13 protein-coding genes, 2 pseudogenes and 1 CRISPR repeat array are annotated in these 19796 nt (G+C 68.9%); of the genes and pseudogenes, 4 read left to right on the top strand and 11 right to left on the bottom strand.

Features of this window, described 5'->3' with window-relative positions; all coding sequences use genetic code 11:
- Positions 1 to 42: 42 nt before the first annotated feature.
- The 9 genes and pseudogenes from CV1CTNOD_RS08335 to CV1CTNOD_RS08290 form a co-directional block, all read right to left on the bottom strand.
- The gene (locus CV1CTNOD_RS08335; protein WP_131785572.1) at positions 43 to 783 is read right to left on the bottom strand and encodes a maleylpyruvate isomerase family mycothiol-dependent enzyme; all 741 of its coding nucleotides are present in this window, start codon (positions 781 to 783) and stop codon (positions 43 to 45) included.
- Positions 784 to 1137: 354 nt separating this feature from the next.
- A pseudogene (locus tag CV1CTNOD_RS28170) lies at positions 1138 to 3287 on the bottom strand (rhodanese-like domain-containing protein).
- Positions 3288 to 3367: 80 nt separating this feature from the next.
- On the bottom strand, positions 3368 to 5107 hold the full coding sequence (locus CV1CTNOD_RS08320; protein WP_131785570.1) for a dipeptide ABC transporter ATP-binding protein: 1740 nt from the start codon (positions 5105 to 5107) through the stop codon (positions 3368 to 3370).
- Positions 5104 to 6117, bottom strand: coding sequence for an ABC transporter permease (locus tag CV1CTNOD_RS08315; RefSeq protein WP_207386266.1), 1014 nt, complete (start codon positions 6115 to 6117; stop codon positions 5104 to 5106). Before CV1CTNOD_RS08315 ends, CV1CTNOD_RS08320 begins: the two co-directional genes overlap by 4 nt.
- 9 nt (positions 6118 to 6126) lie before the next feature.
- A complete protein-coding gene (locus CV1CTNOD_RS08310) occupies positions 6127 to 7077 on the bottom strand; it encodes an ABC transporter permease (protein ID WP_165485384.1) in 951 nt (316 codons plus the stop codon).
- Between the two features lie 30 nt (positions 7078 to 7107).
- A complete protein-coding gene (locus CV1CTNOD_RS08305) occupies positions 7108 to 8781 on the bottom strand; it encodes an ABC transporter substrate-binding protein (protein WP_131785568.1) in 1674 nt (557 codons plus the stop codon).
- 228 nt (positions 8782 to 9009) lie between these two features.
- Positions 9010 to 10227: an acyl-CoA dehydrogenase family protein gene (locus CV1CTNOD_RS08300; protein ID WP_131785567.1), complete on the bottom strand. Its 1218-nt coding sequence runs from the start codon at positions 10225 to 10227 to the stop codon at positions 9010 to 9012.
- Positions 10224 to 11453, bottom strand: a complete 1230-nt coding sequence (locus CV1CTNOD_RS08295; RefSeq protein WP_131785566.1) for an LLM class flavin-dependent oxidoreductase — start codon at positions 11451 to 11453, stop codon at positions 10224 to 10226. Before CV1CTNOD_RS08295 ends, CV1CTNOD_RS08300 begins: the two co-directional genes overlap by 4 nt.
- A gap of 40 nt (positions 11454 to 11493) precedes the next feature.
- Positions 11494 to 12264, bottom strand: a complete 771-nt coding sequence (locus CV1CTNOD_RS08290; RefSeq protein ID WP_131785565.1) for an alpha/beta hydrolase — start codon at positions 12262 to 12264, stop codon at positions 11494 to 11496.
- Positions 12265 to 12818: 554 nt separating this feature from the next.
- Here CV1CTNOD_RS08290 and CV1CTNOD_RS08285 point away from each other — a divergent pair.
- Both CV1CTNOD_RS08285 and rfbB read left to right on the top strand, forming a co-directional pair.
- On the top strand, positions 12819 to 13700 hold the full coding sequence (locus CV1CTNOD_RS08285) for a LysR substrate-binding domain-containing protein (RefSeq protein ID WP_131785564.1): 882 nt from the start codon (positions 12819 to 12821) through the stop codon (positions 13698 to 13700).
- A gap of 178 nt (positions 13701 to 13878) precedes the next feature.
- On the top strand, positions 13879 to 14880 hold the full coding sequence (gene rfbB / locus CV1CTNOD_RS08280; RefSeq protein ID WP_131785563.1) for a dTDP-glucose 4,6-dehydratase: 1002 nt from the start codon (positions 13879 to 13881) through the stop codon (positions 14878 to 14880).
- Between the two features lie 110 nt (positions 14881 to 14990).
- On the opposite strand, the gene CV1CTNOD_RS08275 is transcribed toward rfbB, so the two are convergent.
- Complete coding sequence (locus CV1CTNOD_RS08275; RefSeq protein ID WP_131785562.1) at positions 14991 to 15989, bottom strand: hypothetical protein; 999 nt, start codon at positions 15987 to 15989, stop codon at positions 14991 to 14993.
- Between the two features lie 236 nt (positions 15990 to 16225).
- On the bottom strand, positions 16226 to 16861 hold the full coding sequence (locus CV1CTNOD_RS08270) for a hypothetical protein (RefSeq protein WP_131785561.1): 636 nt from the start codon (positions 16859 to 16861) through the stop codon (positions 16226 to 16228).
- Between the two features lie 398 nt (positions 16862 to 17259).
- On the opposite strand from CV1CTNOD_RS08270, the gene CV1CTNOD_RS08265 reads away from it, so the two are divergent.
- Complete coding sequence (locus CV1CTNOD_RS08265; protein WP_131785560.1) at positions 17260 to 17658, top strand: pyridoxamine 5'-phosphate oxidase family protein; 399 nt, start codon at positions 17260 to 17262, stop codon at positions 17656 to 17658.
- Between the two features lie 183 nt (positions 17659 to 17841).
- Positions 17842 to 18216, top strand: a pseudogene (locus CV1CTNOD_RS27685) (SRPBCC family protein); the annotation flags it as partial.
- Between the two features lie 451 nt (positions 18217 to 18667).
- Positions 18668 to 19738: a CRISPR direct-repeat array (repeat unit 25 nt; unit sequence GTTTCAATCCCTCCAGGGATGATCA).
- Positions 19739 to 19796 lie beyond the last annotated feature (58 nt).

Below are 19796 nucleotides of genomic sequence, written 5' to 3'. Positions count from 1 at the left end.
GAACAGTTAAGAACTAAAAGCTCAGATTTCCGGCGGAGTACACTAGAATCGGAGCTGCTTCCAACAGTCAAGGAGCCCCTGACGACCAATGACCTCCAGAGAGTCCGATGAACTTCGGTTCATCAGCCAAAGGAGAAGGTCCGAGCGGGTACCGCGAATGGCCGTGTCCGCCTTGGCGTGCTGGGACACGGCCGTGCCGGCAGCGCCGAGATCGATCCACCACTCGGTGGGTCCGTCGGTGGCATGGAGATGGAGCGTGCCATTGAGTTCCTCGATGGCCTCCTGAGACAGCAGCCCGGGCAGGAATTCGATCATGAACTCCTCGATACCCGCGGCAGCGACGTCCCCGTTAAGGGGATTTGGTGACGCTCCGCCGTCGGCAGCGACTGCATGTTCGGCATCCCATCGGTGGATGGCGACCTCGACGGCGAGACGGCGATTCCACCAGGCCACACGGCGATTCCCAGTGCTGGAGAAGGTCCATGTCTCGGAGTCGGGATCGGCGGAGCCAAGAACATCAAGGGTCCGCTGCAGGTTGGCGAGATACCAGCGCGGCAGAACGGATGCATGCTCTGGGGCCGGGTCGACAGCGCGTCGGTTGACGTGTTCTCTGGATGCGACGACGGCGGTCATCCACATGAGGATGCCGCCCATGTGACGGACCAGATCAGCGGCATCCCACCCTGGGCAGTGAGGCACTGTTCGATCCCAGTCGGTCTGGGCCGCGGTAAGTAGGGATCGAGCGTCATCCGCGGTTGTGCGCAATAGAACGGCAGCCTCCATAGGACAGAGTTTGGCATGTCTGCATGCGGGGGTTGCGTTCCACGCTGCCTGCGGTTGTATGGCCGTAGTGAGCTGACATGTGCTAGTTGGCTGCGATGAGGACCGAGGCGCCGAACGCTATTTCGTGGTGCGTCGGCTGCCGCCGTGCCAATCCTCTTGGACGCCGACCTGGTCGGGTTCCACGCCGAAGCTGCGTAGTTGTGGTCGCTCCCGCAGGCTGCGTCTGAGTTCGGCGAAGCCTGGGAAGCTCGCCAAACCGAGCACGTTGTCCCATAGCGGGACGGCCTCGGCCTCGGGGCCGGATGCGGCTCGCGAAAAACAGACCGCGCCGCATCCGGCCCGCAGGCGATGCGGTCATCCGGTGCCGGTGGCGACGGGGCGGGTGGGGTCGGAGGACCATGCCGACCACGAGCCCGGGAAGAGGGCGGCGTCGATCCCGGCCACGGCGAGCGCGGCGATCTGGTGGGCCGCCGTCACCCCGGATCCGCAGTAGACCCCGACGGGTCGCGAGTCACCGACACCCAGTGCCGTGAACCGGGCGCGCAACAGCTTCCCGGGCAGGAAACGCCCGCTGCCGTCGAGGTTCTCCCCGGTCGGCGCACTGACCGCGCCGGGTATGTGCCCGGCGCGCGGGTCGACCGGCTCCACCTCGCCGCGGTAACGCTCCGGCGCGCGGGCGTCGAGCAGGACGCCCGCGCCGGCCAGCTGGGCAGCGCCGTCGGCGTCGAGCACCGGCAGGTGTTCCGCGGTGAGCACGACGTCCCCGGGCACCGGGACGCTCTCGCCGGCCTCGATCTCGAAGCCGGCCTCCCGCCAGGCGGTCAGGGCGCCGTCGAGGATGCGCACGTCGTCCACGCCCGCCCAGCGCAGCAGCCACCATGCCCGGGCCGCCGACTGTCCCCCGTTGTCGTCGTAGACCACGACCGGCCGCCCGGCGGTCAGCCCCCAGTCCCGGGCCGAGCGTTGCAGTGCCTCGACGTCGGGGAGCGGATGCCGTCCGGCGGTCCCGCCCGGCGCGGCGGCGAGCTCGGTGTCGAGGTCGACGTAGACCGCGCCCGGCAGGTGACCGTCATGGTGGTGGTCGCGGCCATGTGGATCGCCGAGGGCCCAGCGGACGTCAAGCAGCAGCGGTGGTGTGGCCGACAGCAGTTCGTCGTGCAACTGCTTGGCGTCGACGAGGACCGCCGGCCGGTCGGACCGGTCGGAATCACCGCGCCTGTCGCCGGGCCGACCGGCGGGTTCGCCGACTTCACCGATCGTCCCAGCGGATTCGCCAGCCGTCACAGAGTTTTCACCAGCCGTCATAATTGATTCACCATCCGTTATGATATATTCACTTGCCGTCACAGCGGATTCGCCGACCGTCCCGCCGGCTTCGCCCGCGCTCACCGGGCGCGACCCGCCGAACGGGAGCTTGCCGGACTGGAGCCGGCCGGGGCGCGGCCTGCCGCCGTCAGCAGGGCCGCGAGGTCGGCCTGATCGAGGCCGCCGGGAGGCGCCCCGGCCAGCGACGCCGTGGCGATCCGCTGCTGTACCCCCGCGTTGACCGGTGCGTCCAGCCCGTGCAGGCGGGCGAGCAGCATGATCTCGCCGTTGAGGAAGTCCGACTCGACCGTGCCGCCGCGGGCCAGGCTCTGCCAGGTTGAACTGCCCTGCCGCTCATAGCCGGGGACGTCGTGCACGACCAGTTGAGACAGGTCCAGGTCGCTGCTCGCCTGCACGTCGACAGCGTCGATACCGGCGGCGGCGAACACCGCCCGGGCCTCGTCCACCAGCGCGGCCGACGCCGCGTCGCGCAGCTTGCTGGGCGCGTAGAGCGCATCGAGGTTGTAGGCCAGGTTGCCGAGCAGCTTGCCGGCCTTCCAGCGGGCGATGTCCGCGACCACCTGGACGGCGAACGAGGCCTGGCGCAGCTCGGCCGCGATGCGCTCCACGGCCGGGTCCTCCGCGATCGGGTCCTCCGCGATCGGGTCGCTGCCCCGCGGCGCGCGGCCTACGCGGCCCGCGCGGCCCGCGCGGCCGAGGTAGAAGGCGCCGACGATCGGCGCGCTCGGGGACACGACCTCCCCGGGCCTCAGGTGCGAGGACGGGAGGATGACGACCGCGTCGACCACCGTGGCGAACCGTCGCAGCGCCGCACGGGCGTTCTCGAGCCCGTTCTGCAGCACCAGGATCGGGAGCACCTCCGCGGCCGTGCGCACGGTGCCGTGTACGTCCACCGGGCGCCACGCCCACTGCTGCAGCAGCGCTTCGGAGTCCTGCGACTTGGCGGCGAGCACCAGGACATCGTCCGCGCGCAGGTCGACCTCGTCCGGCCCACCTGCGACCTCAAGCGCGACCCGCCGGTCGCCGTCCGGCCGGATGTAGCGCAGACCATGGGATCGCAACGCCTCGAGGTTCGCGCCCCTGGCCACCGCGACGACGCCGATCCCAGCCCCGTCCAGCTGCACGGCGACGGTCGCGCCCACCGCACCGGCCCCGATGACGATGTACCTGCCGCTGATGGCACTACCTTCCTTTCGCACGGGAACTTGTTCGCACGGGAACTTGCCTGGGAACTCCCATGGGCGCCTGGAGGGAACGCCTACGGCGCCGACGGGATCTCCCCCGATCCTGACCGGAGCTCCTCCGATCCTGCCGGAATCCCATCAGGTCCTGACGGGATCGTCTCCGGTCGAGGTACCGCCGCCAGCGCGGCGGCGAAACGCTGCCCGGGAATGGCGCCGAGCAGCTCACGGGTGTGGTCCTGCCCGGGGGCGGCGAACACGGCCGCGGTCGAACCGCTCTCGACGACACGGCCGCGGCGCAGCACGGCCACCTCGTGCGAGAGTTGGGCGACGACCGCGAGGTCGTGGGAGATGAAGAAGTAGCTGACCCCGAGCTCCCGCTGGAGCCCGGTGAGCAGTCCCAGGATCTGGTCCTGCACCGAGACGTCGAGCGCGGAGACGGGCTCGTCGAGGAAGACCAGCTCGGGTCCGAGCGCGAGCGCCCGGGCGATCGCCACCCGCTGGCGCTGCCCTCCCGACAGCTCGCTCGGCCTGCGCTCACGAAAATCCACCGGGAGGGCGACCTGGTCGAGCAGCTCACGGACCCGGGCGCTACGGCTGGCCCGGTTGCCGACCCGGAAGGAGACCAGTGGTTCGGCGATGCTCTCCTCGACGCTGAACCGCGGATCCAACGAGGAGTATGGGTTCTGGTGCACGAGCTGGAACCGCCGTCGCAGCGGCCTCAGTTCCGACCAGCCGGCGGATGTGATGTCCTTTCCGTCCAGGAACACCCGTCCGCTGGTGGGCTTGTCCAGTGCCATGGCGATGCGCAGCGCGGTGGTCTTGCCCGATCCCGACTCGCCGACCAGGCCCAGGGTCTGTCCCGCCCGCACCGAGAGCGTGACGTCCTCCAGCGCCCGAAAGACCCGGTCGCCTCCGGACGTCCTGGGCAGGCGGAAGTCCTTGGAGACAGCCTCCAGGCGCAGGATCTCCGGTGCCGGGGTGACCTCGGTGAAGCGCGGGACGACATGCCCGGAGTGCGACAGTGTCGGGGCAGCCTCGATGAGGTGCCGGGTGTACGGGTCGCTGGACGCGAGCAGGATCGACTCCGGGTCGCCGCGTTCGACCACCCGTCCGTTCTGCATGACGATCACACGGTCGGCGCGGTCGGCGGCGACCCCGAGGTCGTGGGTGATGATGAGCAGGGAGGTTCCCGTCTCGGTGACGAGACGCCCGAGATGGTCGAGGATCGTGCGCTGCACGGTGACGTCCAGCGCGCTCGTCGGCTCGTCGGCGACGATGAGGCGGGGATGCCCGGCCAGCGCGATGGCGATGAGCACCCGCTGTCGCATGCCGCCGGAGAGCTCGTGCGGATACTGCCGGGCGCGCAGCACCGGATTGTCCAGCCCCGCCCGTTCCAGGACCTCCACCACCTCGGCGGGTACGAGTCGCTTGTCCACGCCGCGCCTGCGGACGGACTCGGCCACCTGGCCGCCGATGCGCATCGTCGGGTTGAGAGCGACCATCGGATCCTGCGGGACCAGCCCGACGACGGTGCCCCGGATCGCCCGCAGGGTGCGTTCACCGGCCGTGGTGATGTCGGTGCCGGCCACCCGGATCGAGCCCGCGGTGATCTGCCCGTTGGCGGGCAGCAGCCCCAGGATGGCGTTGGCGGTGGTGGTCTTTCCCGACCCGGACTCGCCGACCACGGCCACGGTCTCGCCGGAGGCGATCGCCAGGTCCAGGCTGTCGACCGCCAGGGCCGTCCGCCCACGGCGGCGGTAGCCGACCGACAGCCCGGACAGTTCCACGATGTTCGCGCCGGCTCCTGCGCTCACCGCTGCACCTCCTCCAGGGTCCGGGCGACGTGGTTGAGGCTGAACACGACCAGGGCGACGAACAGCCCCGGCAGCAGCGACAGCCATGGACTGGTGATGAGGTAGTTGCGGCCGCCCGAGATCAGCGTCCCCCACTCGGCGGCGGGCGGCGCGGCCCCGAAACCCAGGAAGCTCAGCGAGGAGATGCTCAGCACGGCCGTGCCGAAGTCGAGGATGGCGAGCACCATCACCGGACCCCACGAGTTCGGCAGGATGTGCCGCCACATCACCCGGATCCACGAGGCGCCGCCGGTGCGTGCGGCTTCGACGTATGCCTGTCCCTTGACCCGGAACACCTCCGCCCGGGTCGTCCGCGCGAATCCCGGCATGATGCCCACCGAGACGGCGATCGCCACCGGCAACGTCCCGAAGCCCAGCGCGGTGACGATCGCCAGCGCCAGCAGGAGCAGCGGGAGCGCGAGAGCGACGTCGACCGTGCGCATGAACAGACTGTCGATCCAGCCCCCGAGGAACCCGGCGACGACCCCGAGCGCCAGCCCGACGACGACGGCGATGAGAACGGCTCCCCCGGTGGCCTTGATCGTGAGAGTAGAGCCGTGGAGGACCCGCGAGAACAGGTCCCGACCCAGTTCGTCCGTGCCGAACAGGTGGTCGAGGCTCGGTCCGCGCAGCTTCTCCGCCGGCGCGGTCGCGGTGGGATCGTACGAGGTGAACAGCCCGGGGAGCAGACCCGAGACCAGGACGAACACGACGAACAGGGCGGCGGTCACGAACCCCGGGCGGCGCAGGAACGGCCACACCGCCTCGAGCGGTCCAAACCGCCGGACGTGCTCGCCCTCCGGATGCCGCCCGCCGGACCGGACGTCGGACCGGACGTCGGACCGGACGTCGGCAGCACCCGCCTGTATGGGCTTGCTCACGGCAACGGACACAACGCCGCCCGCGGCGGGGCCCGGTGGGACAGCCGGAGCAACTCGCTCCGGACCTCTGATCAGGGTGTTCTCGGACATGATTCCTGCCTAGGTGACCCGGGCCGTGTGAGCGACACGAGGGTCGAGGAACGAATAGAGCAGGTCGACGATCAGGTTGACGGCAACAAAGATCACCGCCGCGATGACGATGACGGCCTGGACGACGGGCACGTCCTGGCTGAGGACTGCCTGCTGGGCCAGCTGGCCGAGCCCGCTGCGGGAGAAGACGGTCTCGACGACGACCGCGTTGGTCACGGTGTGGCCGACGAGCACACCCAGCAGGGTGAGCGCGGGCAGGGCCGCGTTGCGGAACGCGTGCCGCAGCTGGATGGCCCAGCGGGACAGGCCCTTGGCCTTGGCCGTGACGATGTACGGCTCCTGCCATGTGTCGCCCAGGCTCTTGATAAGCACCTGGGCGAGCATCGCCGACCCGGGAATCGCCAAGGTGACCCCTGGCAGCACCACGCTGCGCCATCCGCTGGTGCCCCTGGCCGGGAACCAGCCGAGGGAGAAGGCGAACAGCTGGATGAGGAGCAGGCCGACGAAGAACGTCGGGAGCGAGATGCCCACAGCGGGCAGCCGGCTGAGGAGCAGCCGGGCCGGTCGCCACTGGACGTACGAGGCCAGGTAGGCCAGACCGACGCCGAACACCAGGAAGAGCCCGACGGAGACCAGCGTCAGGACAATGGTCGAGGGCAGCCTGTCGACGACGAGCCTGCTGACGGGGACGTGCTGGGTGAGCGACATGCCGAAGTCGAGGTGCAGCGCGCCCCACAGCCGGCCGAAGTACTGCGTGAGGACGGGCTCGTCGAGCCCGTACTGCGCCTTCATGGTGTGTAGCTGGTCGGGGGTGAGCTGGGCGACGTCGACCCCGCCGGCGGCCAGCTGCAGGGTGATCGGGTCGCTCGGCAGCACGTGCAGGATGACGAAGGTGACCGTGTAGGCCGCCCAGAGCACCAGCAGTGCCTGGGCGAACCTACCGGCGAGATATCTGAGCATCATGACCGTCTCAGCATCATGACCGTCGAATCACTTCGACAGCCAGATGTCGTTGGCGCGCAGGAAGCTCTCCGAGGTCCAGGCGAACCCGTGGACCTTGTTCGAAAGCCCGGTCACCTGCACGCGGTCGTAGATCGGGAAGACGACGCCCTGGTCGATCAGATATTCCTGCAGCTCCTTGTATGCCGCGGCGCGCTGGGTGGGGTCGATCGTGTTGAGGCCGCGGGCGAACAGCTTGCTGACCTGGGCGGCCGTGGTCTCGTCCTGGGTGTAGGTGGTGGCGAAGCCCTTCGAGACGGCCCGGTCGATCGACGAGCCGAGCACACTCGGGTCGCCCCGGGTCAGGTAGGTGCCCGCGAGGTCGAACTCGCCGGCGGTGGTCAGCTGGGTGAACTGCGCGCTGGTGACGACCTTCAGCTGGAGGTCGATGCCGCTCTTCTTGAGCTGGTCCTGGAGCAGCTGCTCACCGGGGCTCGACGTGGTGATGAGGTAGGTGAGCGTCAGCTTCTTACCGTCCTTGTACCGGTAGCCGTCCGGGCCCCGGGCCCATCCGGCACCGTCCAGCAGCGCGGCCGCGCCCGACGGGTCGTGGCCGAGCTTGGCGGACAGGTCCGCCGCATACGGCGTCGTCGAGTCGTACGGCCCCTTGACCGCCGGGTAGCCGTTCCAGTACACGGTGGAGGCATAGCTGTTCAGGTCGATCGCCTTGTACAGCGCCTGGCGCACCTTCAGGTCGGACAGGGGGCCGCCCTTGGTGACGTTGGGTACGATCAGGGCACTGATGCCGGGCAGTGACCGCGTCTCGATGGTCCCGTTCGCGGCCTTGATGACCTCCTGGTCGGCGGAGGTGATCGGCAGACGTGGCCAGGCGATGTCGATGGTGCCGGTGGTCAGGCTGCCGACCCGGACGCTGTCCTCGGCGATGTAGCTGACGTCGATGCCGTCGAGGTACGCCTCGCCGCGGTTCTTCACCAGCTGGCTCGGCCACGCGTAACCCGCGCGCCGGCTGAGCTTGATTTCCTTGGCGGCGGTGTAGCTGTCGAGCACGAACTGCCCCGAGCCGACGACCTTGCCCGCGCACCGCGCCTCGACGGTCTCCTTGTAGGTCGCCGGTGACAGGATCGCCAACGTGGTGGTGGACGTCGCCTGCAGGAACGCCGCGTTGGGCACGCGGAAGTTCACCTTCACCGTCTGCGGGTCGACGACGGTCGACGACTCGTAGCCGGCGAGGTAGGTCAGGCCCAGGGTCGACTTGGCGCCCAGGTCCCGCACCCCGTCGAGGGCCGTCTTCACGGCGGTCGCGTCGAACACCGTGCCGTCGCTGAAGGTCACACCCTTGCGCAGGGAGAAGGTGTACTCACGGGCGTCCGGGCTGACCGTCCAGCTCGTGGCGAGCCACGGGACGATCTCGCCGGTCCTGGGGTCCTGGTCGGTCAGCGAGTCGGCGAAGTTCCGGTCGATGCTGCGGGTCTCGATCCAGTACACCTGGTTGGGGTCGACGCAGCCCTGGAAGTCCGACCAGAAGGCGATCTTCAGCCGGCCACCCGGCACGGGCTGTGCGGTGTCGGTGCTCGCGCCCCCGCTGTCACTGCTCCCGCAGGCGGCCAGAAGGGTGGCGGCGAGGACGGGCAGGGCTGCCACGGCCCGCCATCTCCTGCTTCTGTTACTTTTTCTACTACTTCGGTGACGCTGCAATATTGTCATCAGGATATGGCTCCCAGAATTGTTTCCGTAAACAGGTCGGGGCTGGGCCCCGGGGTGGTCGGAAAAGGTGGTTCGCGAGGGCGGCAGGGTCGGCGTCCGGCCGTCGCGGGTGTTGATGCGGGTACAGGTTGGCGCTGGGCCGGGTTGGCGCTGGGCCGGGTTGGCGCTGGGCCGGGTTGGCGCTGGGCCGGGTCGGTGCTAGGCGGGTCGGTGCTAAGCGGGTTGGCGCTAGGCGGGTTGGCGCTGGGCGGGTCGGCGCTGGGCGGCCGTGAGCGTCCGGCGCCCGGCGAGCAGCAGGGCGGCGTCCTCCTGCGGCGGATGGACGCGAGCACAGTGGATGTCACGCAGGTGCCGCTCGAGGGCGTTGTGCCTGGTCAGGCCCGGATTGCCGATCGCCGCCACCGCCGTCTGCACGGCTGCGACAGCCGCTCGCACGACCAGCGGCTTGGCGACGACGAAGCGCTCCGACGCGCTGGGGTCACCGTCGTCGAAGCGGCGGGCCACACCGTAGGCGATCTCCTCGGCCTGGACCAGCTGCGCCTCGATCTCGCCGGCGATGGCCTGGATCCGCTCGGTCGTGGCAATGGGACGTCCCAGGGAGGTGGGGACGCGTTCGTTGGCGAAACGCAGGAAGAACTCCTGCGCGGCACGGGCCACCCCGATGTACAGCGCGGTCGCACCGATCGCGACGGCGCCCAGGTTCGTGTCGGCGCGCTGCTCGGACTGGGGCACGCCCCGGAAGTTCTCGAAGGGGATCTCCACGTCGGTGTAGATGACGTCGTGTGTGCTGCTCGCCCGCAGCCCGAAGTGGTCCCAGGTGCGCACGATCTCGATACCGGGAGTGTCGGCGGGGACGATGGCGTGCGCCAGCAACGGGTCGGCGTCCTCGGTGGCCGCCCACACCAGGTGGTAGGCGAGGCCTTCGGAGCTTGTCGCGAAGCCCTTGTGTCCGTTGAGCAGCCAGCCGGCGGCGGTCCGCCGGATCTTCGTGGCCGGCAGCCCACCCCGAGCGGGAGCTCCCCACTCCGGCTCGGCGCGCACGGCGTTCAACAGCACCGGCCGGTGGAGGGAGTCGCTGACCACCGCGCGGTAGAGCTCCTCCGGCCACCATGCGTCGACGGCCTGCATGACGTGCTGGAAAACCGTCATCGCGGTGATCAGGGCGACCGACGGATCGCCCTTGCCCAGCCATTCGAAGACCCGGACGCTGTCGGTGGCGCTGAGGCCCTGGCCGCCGTAGCGGGGAGCGATCCCCAGCCGCAGCAGGCCCGCGTCGTGCACGGCCTGGATGCTTTTCCAGGGAAACTCCGCGGAACGGTCGTACTCCTCGGCGGCGAGCGCGATCTGGGCGCTCGTGCGGGCGAGCGCCTCGTCGGAGATGTCGACGGCCGGAAGGTCGACGGCCGGAAGGTCGACGGCCGAGTCGGCCTGGGGCGACACGGTCACGACGCCACCTGCTGCCCCAGCTGGCCGGCCCCCGCGACCGACAGACCCTGCTCGTCGGGCGGGCCGCCGCGGGACGTGACCGCCGGTGCGGCCAGACGATCGAGCCCGGCGTCCTCGCGCACGACTTCGCCGCGACGGCCCGTCGTCTCACGGTGCGCCAGTTCCTCCCGTACCAGCGGGATGATGTAGCGGCCGTAGTCGACGACGTCGTTGAAGTTGTCGTATCCACGGATCGAGATGAGCTCGGCGCCGAGGTCGACGTAGTCGAGGATGGCGGCGGCGACGGTCTCGGGGGTCCCCACCAGTGCGGTGGAGGCGCCGGTGGCGTTGGTCGCGGATGCCGTGGGCGTCCACAGCGCACGGTCGTGCAGGTCGCCGTCGCGGGCCACCCGCAGCAGCCGCTGGGAACCGACGTTGGCCGGTTCCCTTTGTCCGGTGGACCGGAACGCCGCGTGCGCGACTCCGTTGTTGCCCTGCAGGACGCCGAGGATCCGGTGGGCCTTCTCCCAGGCCAGCTCGTCGGTGGGGGCGATGATCGGACGGAAGGTGACCCAGATGCGGGGGGTGTCCTTGCGTCCGGCGAGGCGGGCCTGCTCGGCCACCGCGTCGATCTGCTCCTTGGTCTCTTTCAGGGGCTCGCCCCACAGACCGAAGATGTCGGCCTGCGCGCCGCCCACCCGGTAGGCGTCCTGCGACGACCCGCCGACCGACACCGGGATGGTGCCGTTGACCGGCCGCACGACCGAGACGAAGTCCTCGAACGAGTAGTAGGTCCCGGCATGGTCGAACGGAGTCGTCGAGGTCCACACCCGGCGGAGGATGTCGATGTACTCGGCCTGACGCGCGTAGCGTTCGGTCTTGCTCAGCCGGTCGCCCTCGCGGGCCTGCTCGCTGTCGTCCCCGCCCGCGATGAAGTGCACCACCGCACGTCCACCGCTGAGTTGGTCGAGAGTGGCCAGCTGCTTGGCCGCGACCGTCGGATAGATGGTGTTGGGCCGCAGCGCGACGATCGGTTTGAGCCGCTCGGTGAACTGCGTGATGGCCGAGGCGAGGGTGAACGGGTCCTGGTAGGAGGAGTGGTAGGGCACCAGGGTGTAGTCGAAGCCACCCTCGTCCAGGGTCCGCGCGTAACGCTTGAGAAAGGGCACATCAATGGCCGGGAGCCGGAGCCGGTTGAGCTCGTTGGACGGATTGATGTTTATGCCGCTGATGAATTCGACGGTCATGACGGTCCTCCGGTGGCTGGGCTGTGTCTGATCGGCGCGGTCACGACCAGGGCGTCCAGCGCGCGATTTCAGGAAGGTCGGCGCCGGCTCGCAGCCGTTCGAGGAACAGCACGACCACAGCCGCGGCCGTACGGTGGGTGGCGTCGTTGAGGGCGTCGTGCTTGCCGCCGTCGATGGTGACGAACTCGGCGACGGGCGCACCCGCGTAACGCTCGCGCGCGGCCGGCAGCGGGCTGAGGATGTCTGCCGTCCCGTGCAGGCCCAGAACCGGCACGGTGACGCGGCGAAGGTCACCGTCGGTGATCCAGGAGCGGGGTACCGGGACGGTCAGTGCGCCGCGGCGTACAGATACGTCGGCGTCCAGCCGTGCCTGGTGGGTGGGACAGGCGGTGCGCTCATCCAGCTCGGTCTCCCACTCCCACTCCCTGATGCCCGTGGCGGTCGCCTCCCCGCCGGGAAGGCCGACGAGGATGAGGCCGTCGACTCGCACCTTCCCGGTGGCGACCAGCGCCGCGGCGAATGCCGCACCCGCGTCGGAGCCTGCCAGCACGCGCGGCGCGGGCAGGTCCGGATCGGTCGACAGCTGCTGGACCTGCGACGCCACCGTCTTGCCGTGCGCGGTCGGGTCGCCGACCACCCGGACCCGGTAGCCGTCGGAGGCGATCCGGTTACCGAAGCGCTCGTAGAGCCCCGGATGCTCGCCGCGACCGGCGATCAGGATCACTGTCCCGCGCGGCGCGACCGCGGGCGGGTTGTCCCACGCCGCCGCTGTGGGTACTGATCCTGCGGCGGTGAGCTGAGCTGACGTCATCGATATACGTCCTCTGTCCGGTGGAAGGTAGAAGGTGAGGGGTGGTGGCGTGGGGCGGAGCCCGACCCGGAACGGAACTCGGCCCGAAGCGGAACTCGACCCGACAGCGCCAGGCGCATGCCACCGACCGGTATGGGCCAGACCCGACCGACGGCGGAGGTGTCGTGGACGGGTGGGAGATCAGCGCCCGCGCCGCCGAGCGGTCCAGGCGGTTCGAGCAGCCCGGACGGTCGGCCACGGATCACCGACGGATCACCGACCGCCCGGTCAGGCCAAGCGGTGGTGGGCTTGGGTCAACAGGCGGGGCAACACATAGGACAACAACAGGAGGCGACCGTCCCGAAGTCGATGACGCGCCTGCGGGTCAGGACGTGCCGCGCGATCCGGCGTCGCGGCGGGCGGCAGAAAGCAGTACGGAATGTAAGCAGTCCGTTCTGCTGCGCACCCCATTTCCCGACCATGGCCATCAGAATGGTGCCGTTTCCTGCCGATGTCCAACGCGGATCCACGATCAGACCTATTACGAAATGAAATCAATCGCGCTATCGTGCACTGTGCCCCCAATGCTGGACCTCACAGCTCTACGCAGTCTCACGGCGATCGCCGACTGCGGAGGGTTTCGCCGAGCCGCGGAAGCGCTGTGCATCTCGCAGTCAGCGGTGAGCCAGCACGTGCGCCGCCTGGAGAAGGCGATCGGCCGTCCACTGGTCACGCCGAGCGGCCGCAGCACACGCTTCACTCCCGATGGTGAGCTACTCGTCTCCGTGGGGCGACGGATCCTCACCCTGCACGACGACGCGCTCGAGCAACTGGGCGTGGACGCGCCGACAGGCCAGTCGACGATCACCATCGGATCGACCGAACACGCCGCCGACCACCTGCTCCCGCTGGTGATGTCGGCACTCACCGCCGAATTCCCCGACGTCCAGGTCAGGTTCCGGCTGGATCGGGGAGCCCGCATCAACGAGGCGCTCGACCAGGGCAGTATCGATGTCGCCGTGCTCATCGGAGAGGGGCGTACCGCCACGGCCCACCCCGCCGGCCGGCTACCCCTGGCCTGGTTCGCGGCCACCCACTGGACCGCGCCCCCGCCGGACAGGCCGCTGCCGCTGGTGGCCATCGACGATCCGTGCACCATTCGCAGCCAGGCGTTACACGTGCTGGCACGGGCCGGGCGCACGGCCTCGGTCGTCGGCGAGGCGGGGTATCTCGCCGGTGTGCTGCACGCGGTCCGTGCCGGCGTCGGCGTCGCGCTGCTCGCCGACGTCGGGGCGGTGCCGCAGGGGCTGGAACGACGTGACGACCTGCCCGCGGTCGATCCCGAACCGCTTCATGTACGCGCTCGCCACAGCGCCCACCCACGATTGACGCATCTGATCGGGGACGCGGTGCGCACAGCGCTGAACGAACGTCTGCACATGCCATCCCCCGGCTGACACAGCATCAGGTCCGGACGTCCCACACCGTGGCAGCGACCTCAGCCCACACCGATTAGCGGGCGGCGGCGGCTGGCGGGCGGCGGCGATGATCGGCGTCACCCGGTCGTGAGAGGCTGGCGCGGATCGGGCACCGAGGCCGCCGATCCCGATCTCTTCCGAAGGGGGACGTGCGCACATGTCGACGCTGCTGGTCACCGGGGCCGCCGGGTTCATCGGGTCGAACTTCGTCCGTTACTGGCGTGAGCACCACGCCCGTGACCAGGTGGTTGCACTGGACGCGCTGACCTACGCCGGTTGCCGGGAGAACCTCGCCGACGTGCTGGACGCGATCACATTCGTGCACGGGGACATCCGTGACCGCGAGCTCGTCGAGTCGCTGCTGCGGGAGCACCATGTCGACGTAGTGGTCAACTTCGCCGCCGAGTCGCACAACAGCCTGGCGATCATCCGTCCCGGCGACTTCTTCTCCACCAACGTCATCGGCACGCAGACGCTGCTGGAAGCCGCCCGCACGGTCGGCGTGGCGCGCTTCCACCAGATCTCGACCTGTGAGGTCTACGGCGACATGGACCTCGACGACCCGGGCGCGTTCACAGAGGACTCCCCGTACCTGCCGCGGACGCCGTACAACGCGGCCAAGGCCGGCGGCGATCACGCGGTGCGCGCCTACGGCCTGACCTACGACCTGCCGGTGACAATCACGAACTGCTCCAACAACTACGGGCCGTACCAGTTCCCGGAGAAGGTCATCCCGCTGTTCGTCACCCGGGCCCTGCAGGGCGAAAATCTGCCCCTGTACGCATCGGTGCGTAACCGCCGGGAGTGGCTGCACGTCGCCGACCACTGCCGGGCGATCGAAGCGGTACTGGAACGCGGCCGGCTCGGCGAGACCTACCACGTCGGCAGCGGTGTCGAGGCCGACATCGAGACCATCGCCAACACGATCCTCGCCGAGCTGGGCCTGCCGGAGTCGCTGAAGACGATCGTGCCGGACCGCCCGTCCCACGACCGGCGCTACCTGCTCGACTCCTCCAGGCTGCGCACCGAGCTCGGCTGGGCACCCGAGATCAGCTTTGCCGACGGGATGCGGGGAACCGTCGCCTGGTACCGCGACAACGAGGCATGGTGGCGTCCGCTGATCGGCCGCTCCCCCGTCTCGGAGACCGCCTGGCGCTGACCTACGACCCGCGCTCGGCTCCGCAGGACGTCCCGACCCGAGCGTCAACTCGGCCGGTGGGACGTCCCGGCTCGGGCGTCAGCTCGGCCCGCAGGACGTCCCCGGCTCGGTCAGACCGTGTTCTCGGCCTGCTTCCAGGCGTGGGCCCGGGCGACGAACGTCCGGACGCCGTCCGTGGTCGCGTGGTCGGCCCGCAGTGCAAGCAGGGCTGCCTCCAGCGGACGACCCACCGCCCGGAACGGGCGGGGGGTCAGATCGAGGGCTGTGCCGGCCCGGTCGAGTGCGGCTTCGACGTCACCGCGGCGGGCGTCGGCGGCGGCCAGATGGGCGAGCGCGACAGCGACGAACCCCGGCCGGTCCATCGCCGTCAGCGCGGGCAGGGCGACGTTGGCGTAGTCCATGGCGGCGTTGTGGTTCCCGGCGGCCGCGGCGGCGATCAGCCCGTGGTAGGCGACCTCCACCGGGTGGACGGCACCGGGATCCTCCCCACCGGGTGTCCCCCGCTGCTCGGCCGGCAACGCGAACGCCTGGCAGATCGCCCGGTCCGCGATCCTGGCCACCTCACCGGGATGCCCGCCGGGCAGGACCGCGACAGCCCGCGCCTGCAACGCGAGCGCGGCGATCGCCACCGGGGTGCCGCTGGCACGGCGCTGGCCGTCCACGGCAAACCGCAACGCCGACCCCGGCTGCTCCTCGTACAGCTCGATCATCCCGGCGATCTTCCGGGCGTAGCCGACGGCTAACGTGTCACCAGAGGAACGACCGTGTCGGTAGGCGGCTTCGGCGAGCCGACGGGCCTGGTCGATCCGGTTGGTGTTGAACAGCGCGTCGGCGCGCAACGCCCCCACGTGGGCCATCGTGGCGCCGGCGGCTCGGCGCTGCGCCGGCGCCACCCGGCGTTCGGACAGGCGGACCGCCTCCGCGTAGAGGCCGTCCAACCTCGGCAGGGATTCGGTCAGCGGAATATCCTCGTACTCGGCGACCAGTACGCGGAAACGCGTGTCGACGTCCGCCAGCTCATCGACGAACGGCGACATCGTCACTGTGCCGCCAGCGGCGAGAGCGGCCAGAGCAGCGAGCTGCCGTCGGCTCGGGGCCGCTGTGTCCACCGTGATGACCTCCCTGACCTGGGCCTCTGGCCAGTGTCGGGCCATCGTCGCTGATCGTGCTGTTGATTGAGCATGCTTGCTCCCCGTGTCGCTACGATCTGTACATATAACCGTAGCGACACGGCACACTTGCTGTGAGTAAACAGAGAAGGTCTGTTTCCAAGCCCGCGTGTTCTCGGACTCCCACCAGCCCACCGGCCCACCAGCCCACCGGCCCGGCTCCGGCGTGGCGAGCTTCAGGGACGGGCCGGTGTGCTCGCTCGAGAACGCAGTGCGAGGGAACCGAAGAACAGACCGACACTGATCGCAAGCTGACCGAACCACCAGGCCGCCACATCATGGTGACCCGAGGTCGGGCACAGCGCCGACAGCGTCACAAGCCCGGCGCTTGCGTAGGTGGCCGCGCCGAGCCCCCAGCGGCGGCCGGCGAGCAGTGCGACGGAGGCTGTGAACAGCAGTATCAGGGTGACGTCGCCGATGACCCCGATCCAGGCCGGAGTCGAGTCGGCGGCATGGGGGCCGTTGGGAACCGGTTCGATCATTGTAGCGACGGTGACCCCGACAGCGAGGACGGCAGCCCACCAGCGCAGGAGGACCGGCCTGACACCGCCGGCGGCAGCCGGACGACGCGGACGCACGGCAACCGGGCCCTGCCAGCCCTCAGGCTCCTGCCCGGACGACCACACGGCCCCATAGGCTCCATAGGCCCTGTCGGTCTTGTCAGCCGCGGGCGCGAACGCCGTCTCGGGCTTCTGGCCTGCGAACGTGTCCTTGCCGTCTCGTGTCCGCCTGCCATCGGTATCACTGCCACCGCTGGGCGCAGGCGCCTGCCGCCGGGTCGTCTCGGGCTCCACCTCAATGGTGATCGTCATATTTCCACGATAGGTCCACCCCGTCCCCCTGGCGACCTGCCCCATCCCGCCGATATCCCTCCCCCATCTCACGGATACGATCACTCACGCATTCCTCCGCGTCAAGTTCCTGATCGTTCTCGAAAAAGAAGACCACGCGGTAGCCGTCGAGCTTCTCTTCACCTCAGCCGCTTATCCCCGTCGTTTCTCTTCACCTCGGCCACTTCGTCTCCGCCGCTTCTGTCCGCCTCGGCCGGTAGCGGACAGGAGTGGTTCAGGCCGCGGCGGTCCGGGGATGTGCTGTTCGACAGGATCTGCCGGGAGCACGTGATACTGACCTGATCGCCGCCCGTGCTCACGGGACGGCAACCAGGAACGTCGAACGGTGGCTTCGACGGCTGGGCAGAAGGAGAGAACAAATGATGGCGGGTAAGGAACCGGTGGCTGAGCCGGACGCCCGGTTCAGCGACGACGGGGCGACCCCAACGGGGTGGACGCAGGCGCGCGAACGCCTGCTGGACGCGGAGGTGTACTGGCTGTCGACGGTGCGACCGGAGGACGGACGCCCGCACGTCACCCCGCTGCCGTCTGGCTGGACGGCCCGTCTGGCTGGACGGCGCGTTGTACTTCTGTACAGGCCCGAGCGAACGCAGGCCAAGAACCTGGCGCGAAACCCGCGCTGCGTCCTCACGACCAGGTGCAACAGGCTCAACGAGGGCCTCGACCTTGTGGTCGAAGGCGACGCCACGAGGGTGAACGACGATGCCGCGCTCCGACGCGTCGCCGATGCGTACGAGTCGAAATACGGCAGCGACTGACACTTCACAGTGCGCGACGGCGTCTTCTACAGCGAGGGCGGCGAGGCCCTGGTGTACAGGGTTGTTCCCTCGACGGCCTTCGGCTTCAGCAAGGGTGAGTTCAGCCAGACCCGCTGGCTCTTCGAACGGGACTGAGGACACCGTCTCGCTGTCACCCCGCCCACCTCAACCTGAGGAGATCTCATGACAACGCCCGAGATCCCCCTGCGCATGGAGCTCACCTTCGAGCTGCCGGGCACGCCCGAGCAGGTGTGGGATGCCATCGCCACCGCCAACGGGATCAGCTCCTGGTTCCTGCCCACCGACCTGGACGAACGCGACGGCGGGGCGGTCTGCTTCCACATGGGCGAGGACTCCTCGCCCGGCACGGTCACCGGCTGGGATCCACCAGTCCGCTTCGCCTACGTCGAACCGGACTGGGCGACGCTCTCCGGGCACGTGCCATCGTCGGTCACCCCGATGGTCACCGAGTTCCTCGTCGAAGCACAGCCGGGCGGCACGTGCGTGCTCCAGGTCGTGAGCAACGCATTCGGTACGGGCGCCGGCTGGGAGCAGGAGTTCTTCGACGACATGGAGAAGCACTGGGTGCCCTTCTTCGACAACCTCCGCCTCTACCTCACGCACTTCCCGGGCCAGCGAGTCACCTCGATGTCGGTCGCCGCCGACATACCGGGCCGCGTCAACGCCGTATGGTCGGCCCTGCGCCAGGCCCTCGATGCCGAAAAGGCCGGTCGAGCGGTCGACGTTCGCGGCCTCACCGGTCATGTCGAGCGGATCAGCATGTCGCCGGGACCGAACGAGCTGCTGCTGCGCCTGACCGATCCCGTACCCGGCTTTCTCGGGTTCTTCGCCCACGACAAAGGCGACGGCGTGACCGCCACCGCGATCGAGGGCTATCTGTTCTCCGAGGATGACGCCCCCGGCTTCGTCGAGCGAGAACAACCGGCATGGAAGGCATGGCTTGAGAATCTGGCGATCCCCGAGACTGACGCTCCACCTCGCCCCTACGGTTTCAATCCCTCCAGAGATGATCACGGACGATGACAACGCCAGACGCCGCCCCGATCGGACCACGGCGTTTCAATCCCTCCAGGGATGATCACGGACACCAGCGACGACGCGCTCAGCCGATCCCTGCTGCCATGGTTTCAATCCCTCCAGGGATGATCACGGACCCGCGAGCGCGTCCCCCGCGGCCCGCGCGTCCTCCTCGTTTCAATCCCTCCAGGGATGATCACGAACAGCGCCGCCACCGCTCGGCGTAGACCTTCCCGCGTTTCAATCCCTCCAGGGATGATCACGAACAGCGACGCTCAACGCGATCAGGCTGGCTCGCGCCGGTTTCAATCCCTCCAGGGATGATCACGGACCCGTGTCGGTGGTCAGCAGCGGGCTGTCGGTGGGTTTCAATCCCTCCAGGGATGATCATGGACCCGCCCCGGCGTCGACTGGGTGGCCTACGAGCCGTTTCAATCCCTCCAGGGATGATCACGGACGCGGATCCGGTTCGCGAACGTCTGGTACGGCAAGTGTTTCAATCCCTCCAGGGATGATCACGGACCAGTCGGGATGGCCTCAGCTTGAGGCCACCATCGAGTTTCAATCCCTCCAGGGATGATCACAGACCGGGCCTGTGGCTCTGGGAGATCTGGCCGACCCCGTTTCAATCCCTCCAGGGATGATCACAGACCTGACCCGCCAGACTGCCCGCATGTAGGGGGACCAGCGTTTCAATCCCTCCAGGGATGATCACAGACCCGCATCGCCGGGTCGATGGACCTGACGGCTGGCAGGTTTCAATCCCTCCAGGGATGATCACAGACCGGCGGACGCAGTTTCCCCGTACCGCGTGCAGACAGGTTTCAATCCCTCCAGGGATGATCACAGACCTGGCCAACCGCCGCGGCACACACTGACCCGCAGTGTTTCAATCCCTCCAGGGATGATCACAGACGACGGCCAGGGCCATGCGGTCGAGGTCCAGGCCGAGTTTCAATCCCTCCAGGGATGATCACAGACGTCACCGGGTCCAGCAAGGGCATCGGCCGGGTGCTGGTTTCAATCCCTCCAGGGATGATCATAGACGTCGCTACTAGTGTACTGCGCCGGAAATCTGAGCTTTTAGTTCTTAACTGTTT

Origin of the sequence: Protofrankia symbiont of Coriaria ruscifolia, assembly GCF_900634745.1 — a bacterium.
Classification (GTDB): Bacteria; Actinomycetota; Actinomycetes; order Frankiales; family Frankiaceae; genus Protofrankia; species Protofrankia californiensis.
This window is presented reverse-complemented; position numbering and strand designations above follow the sequence as displayed.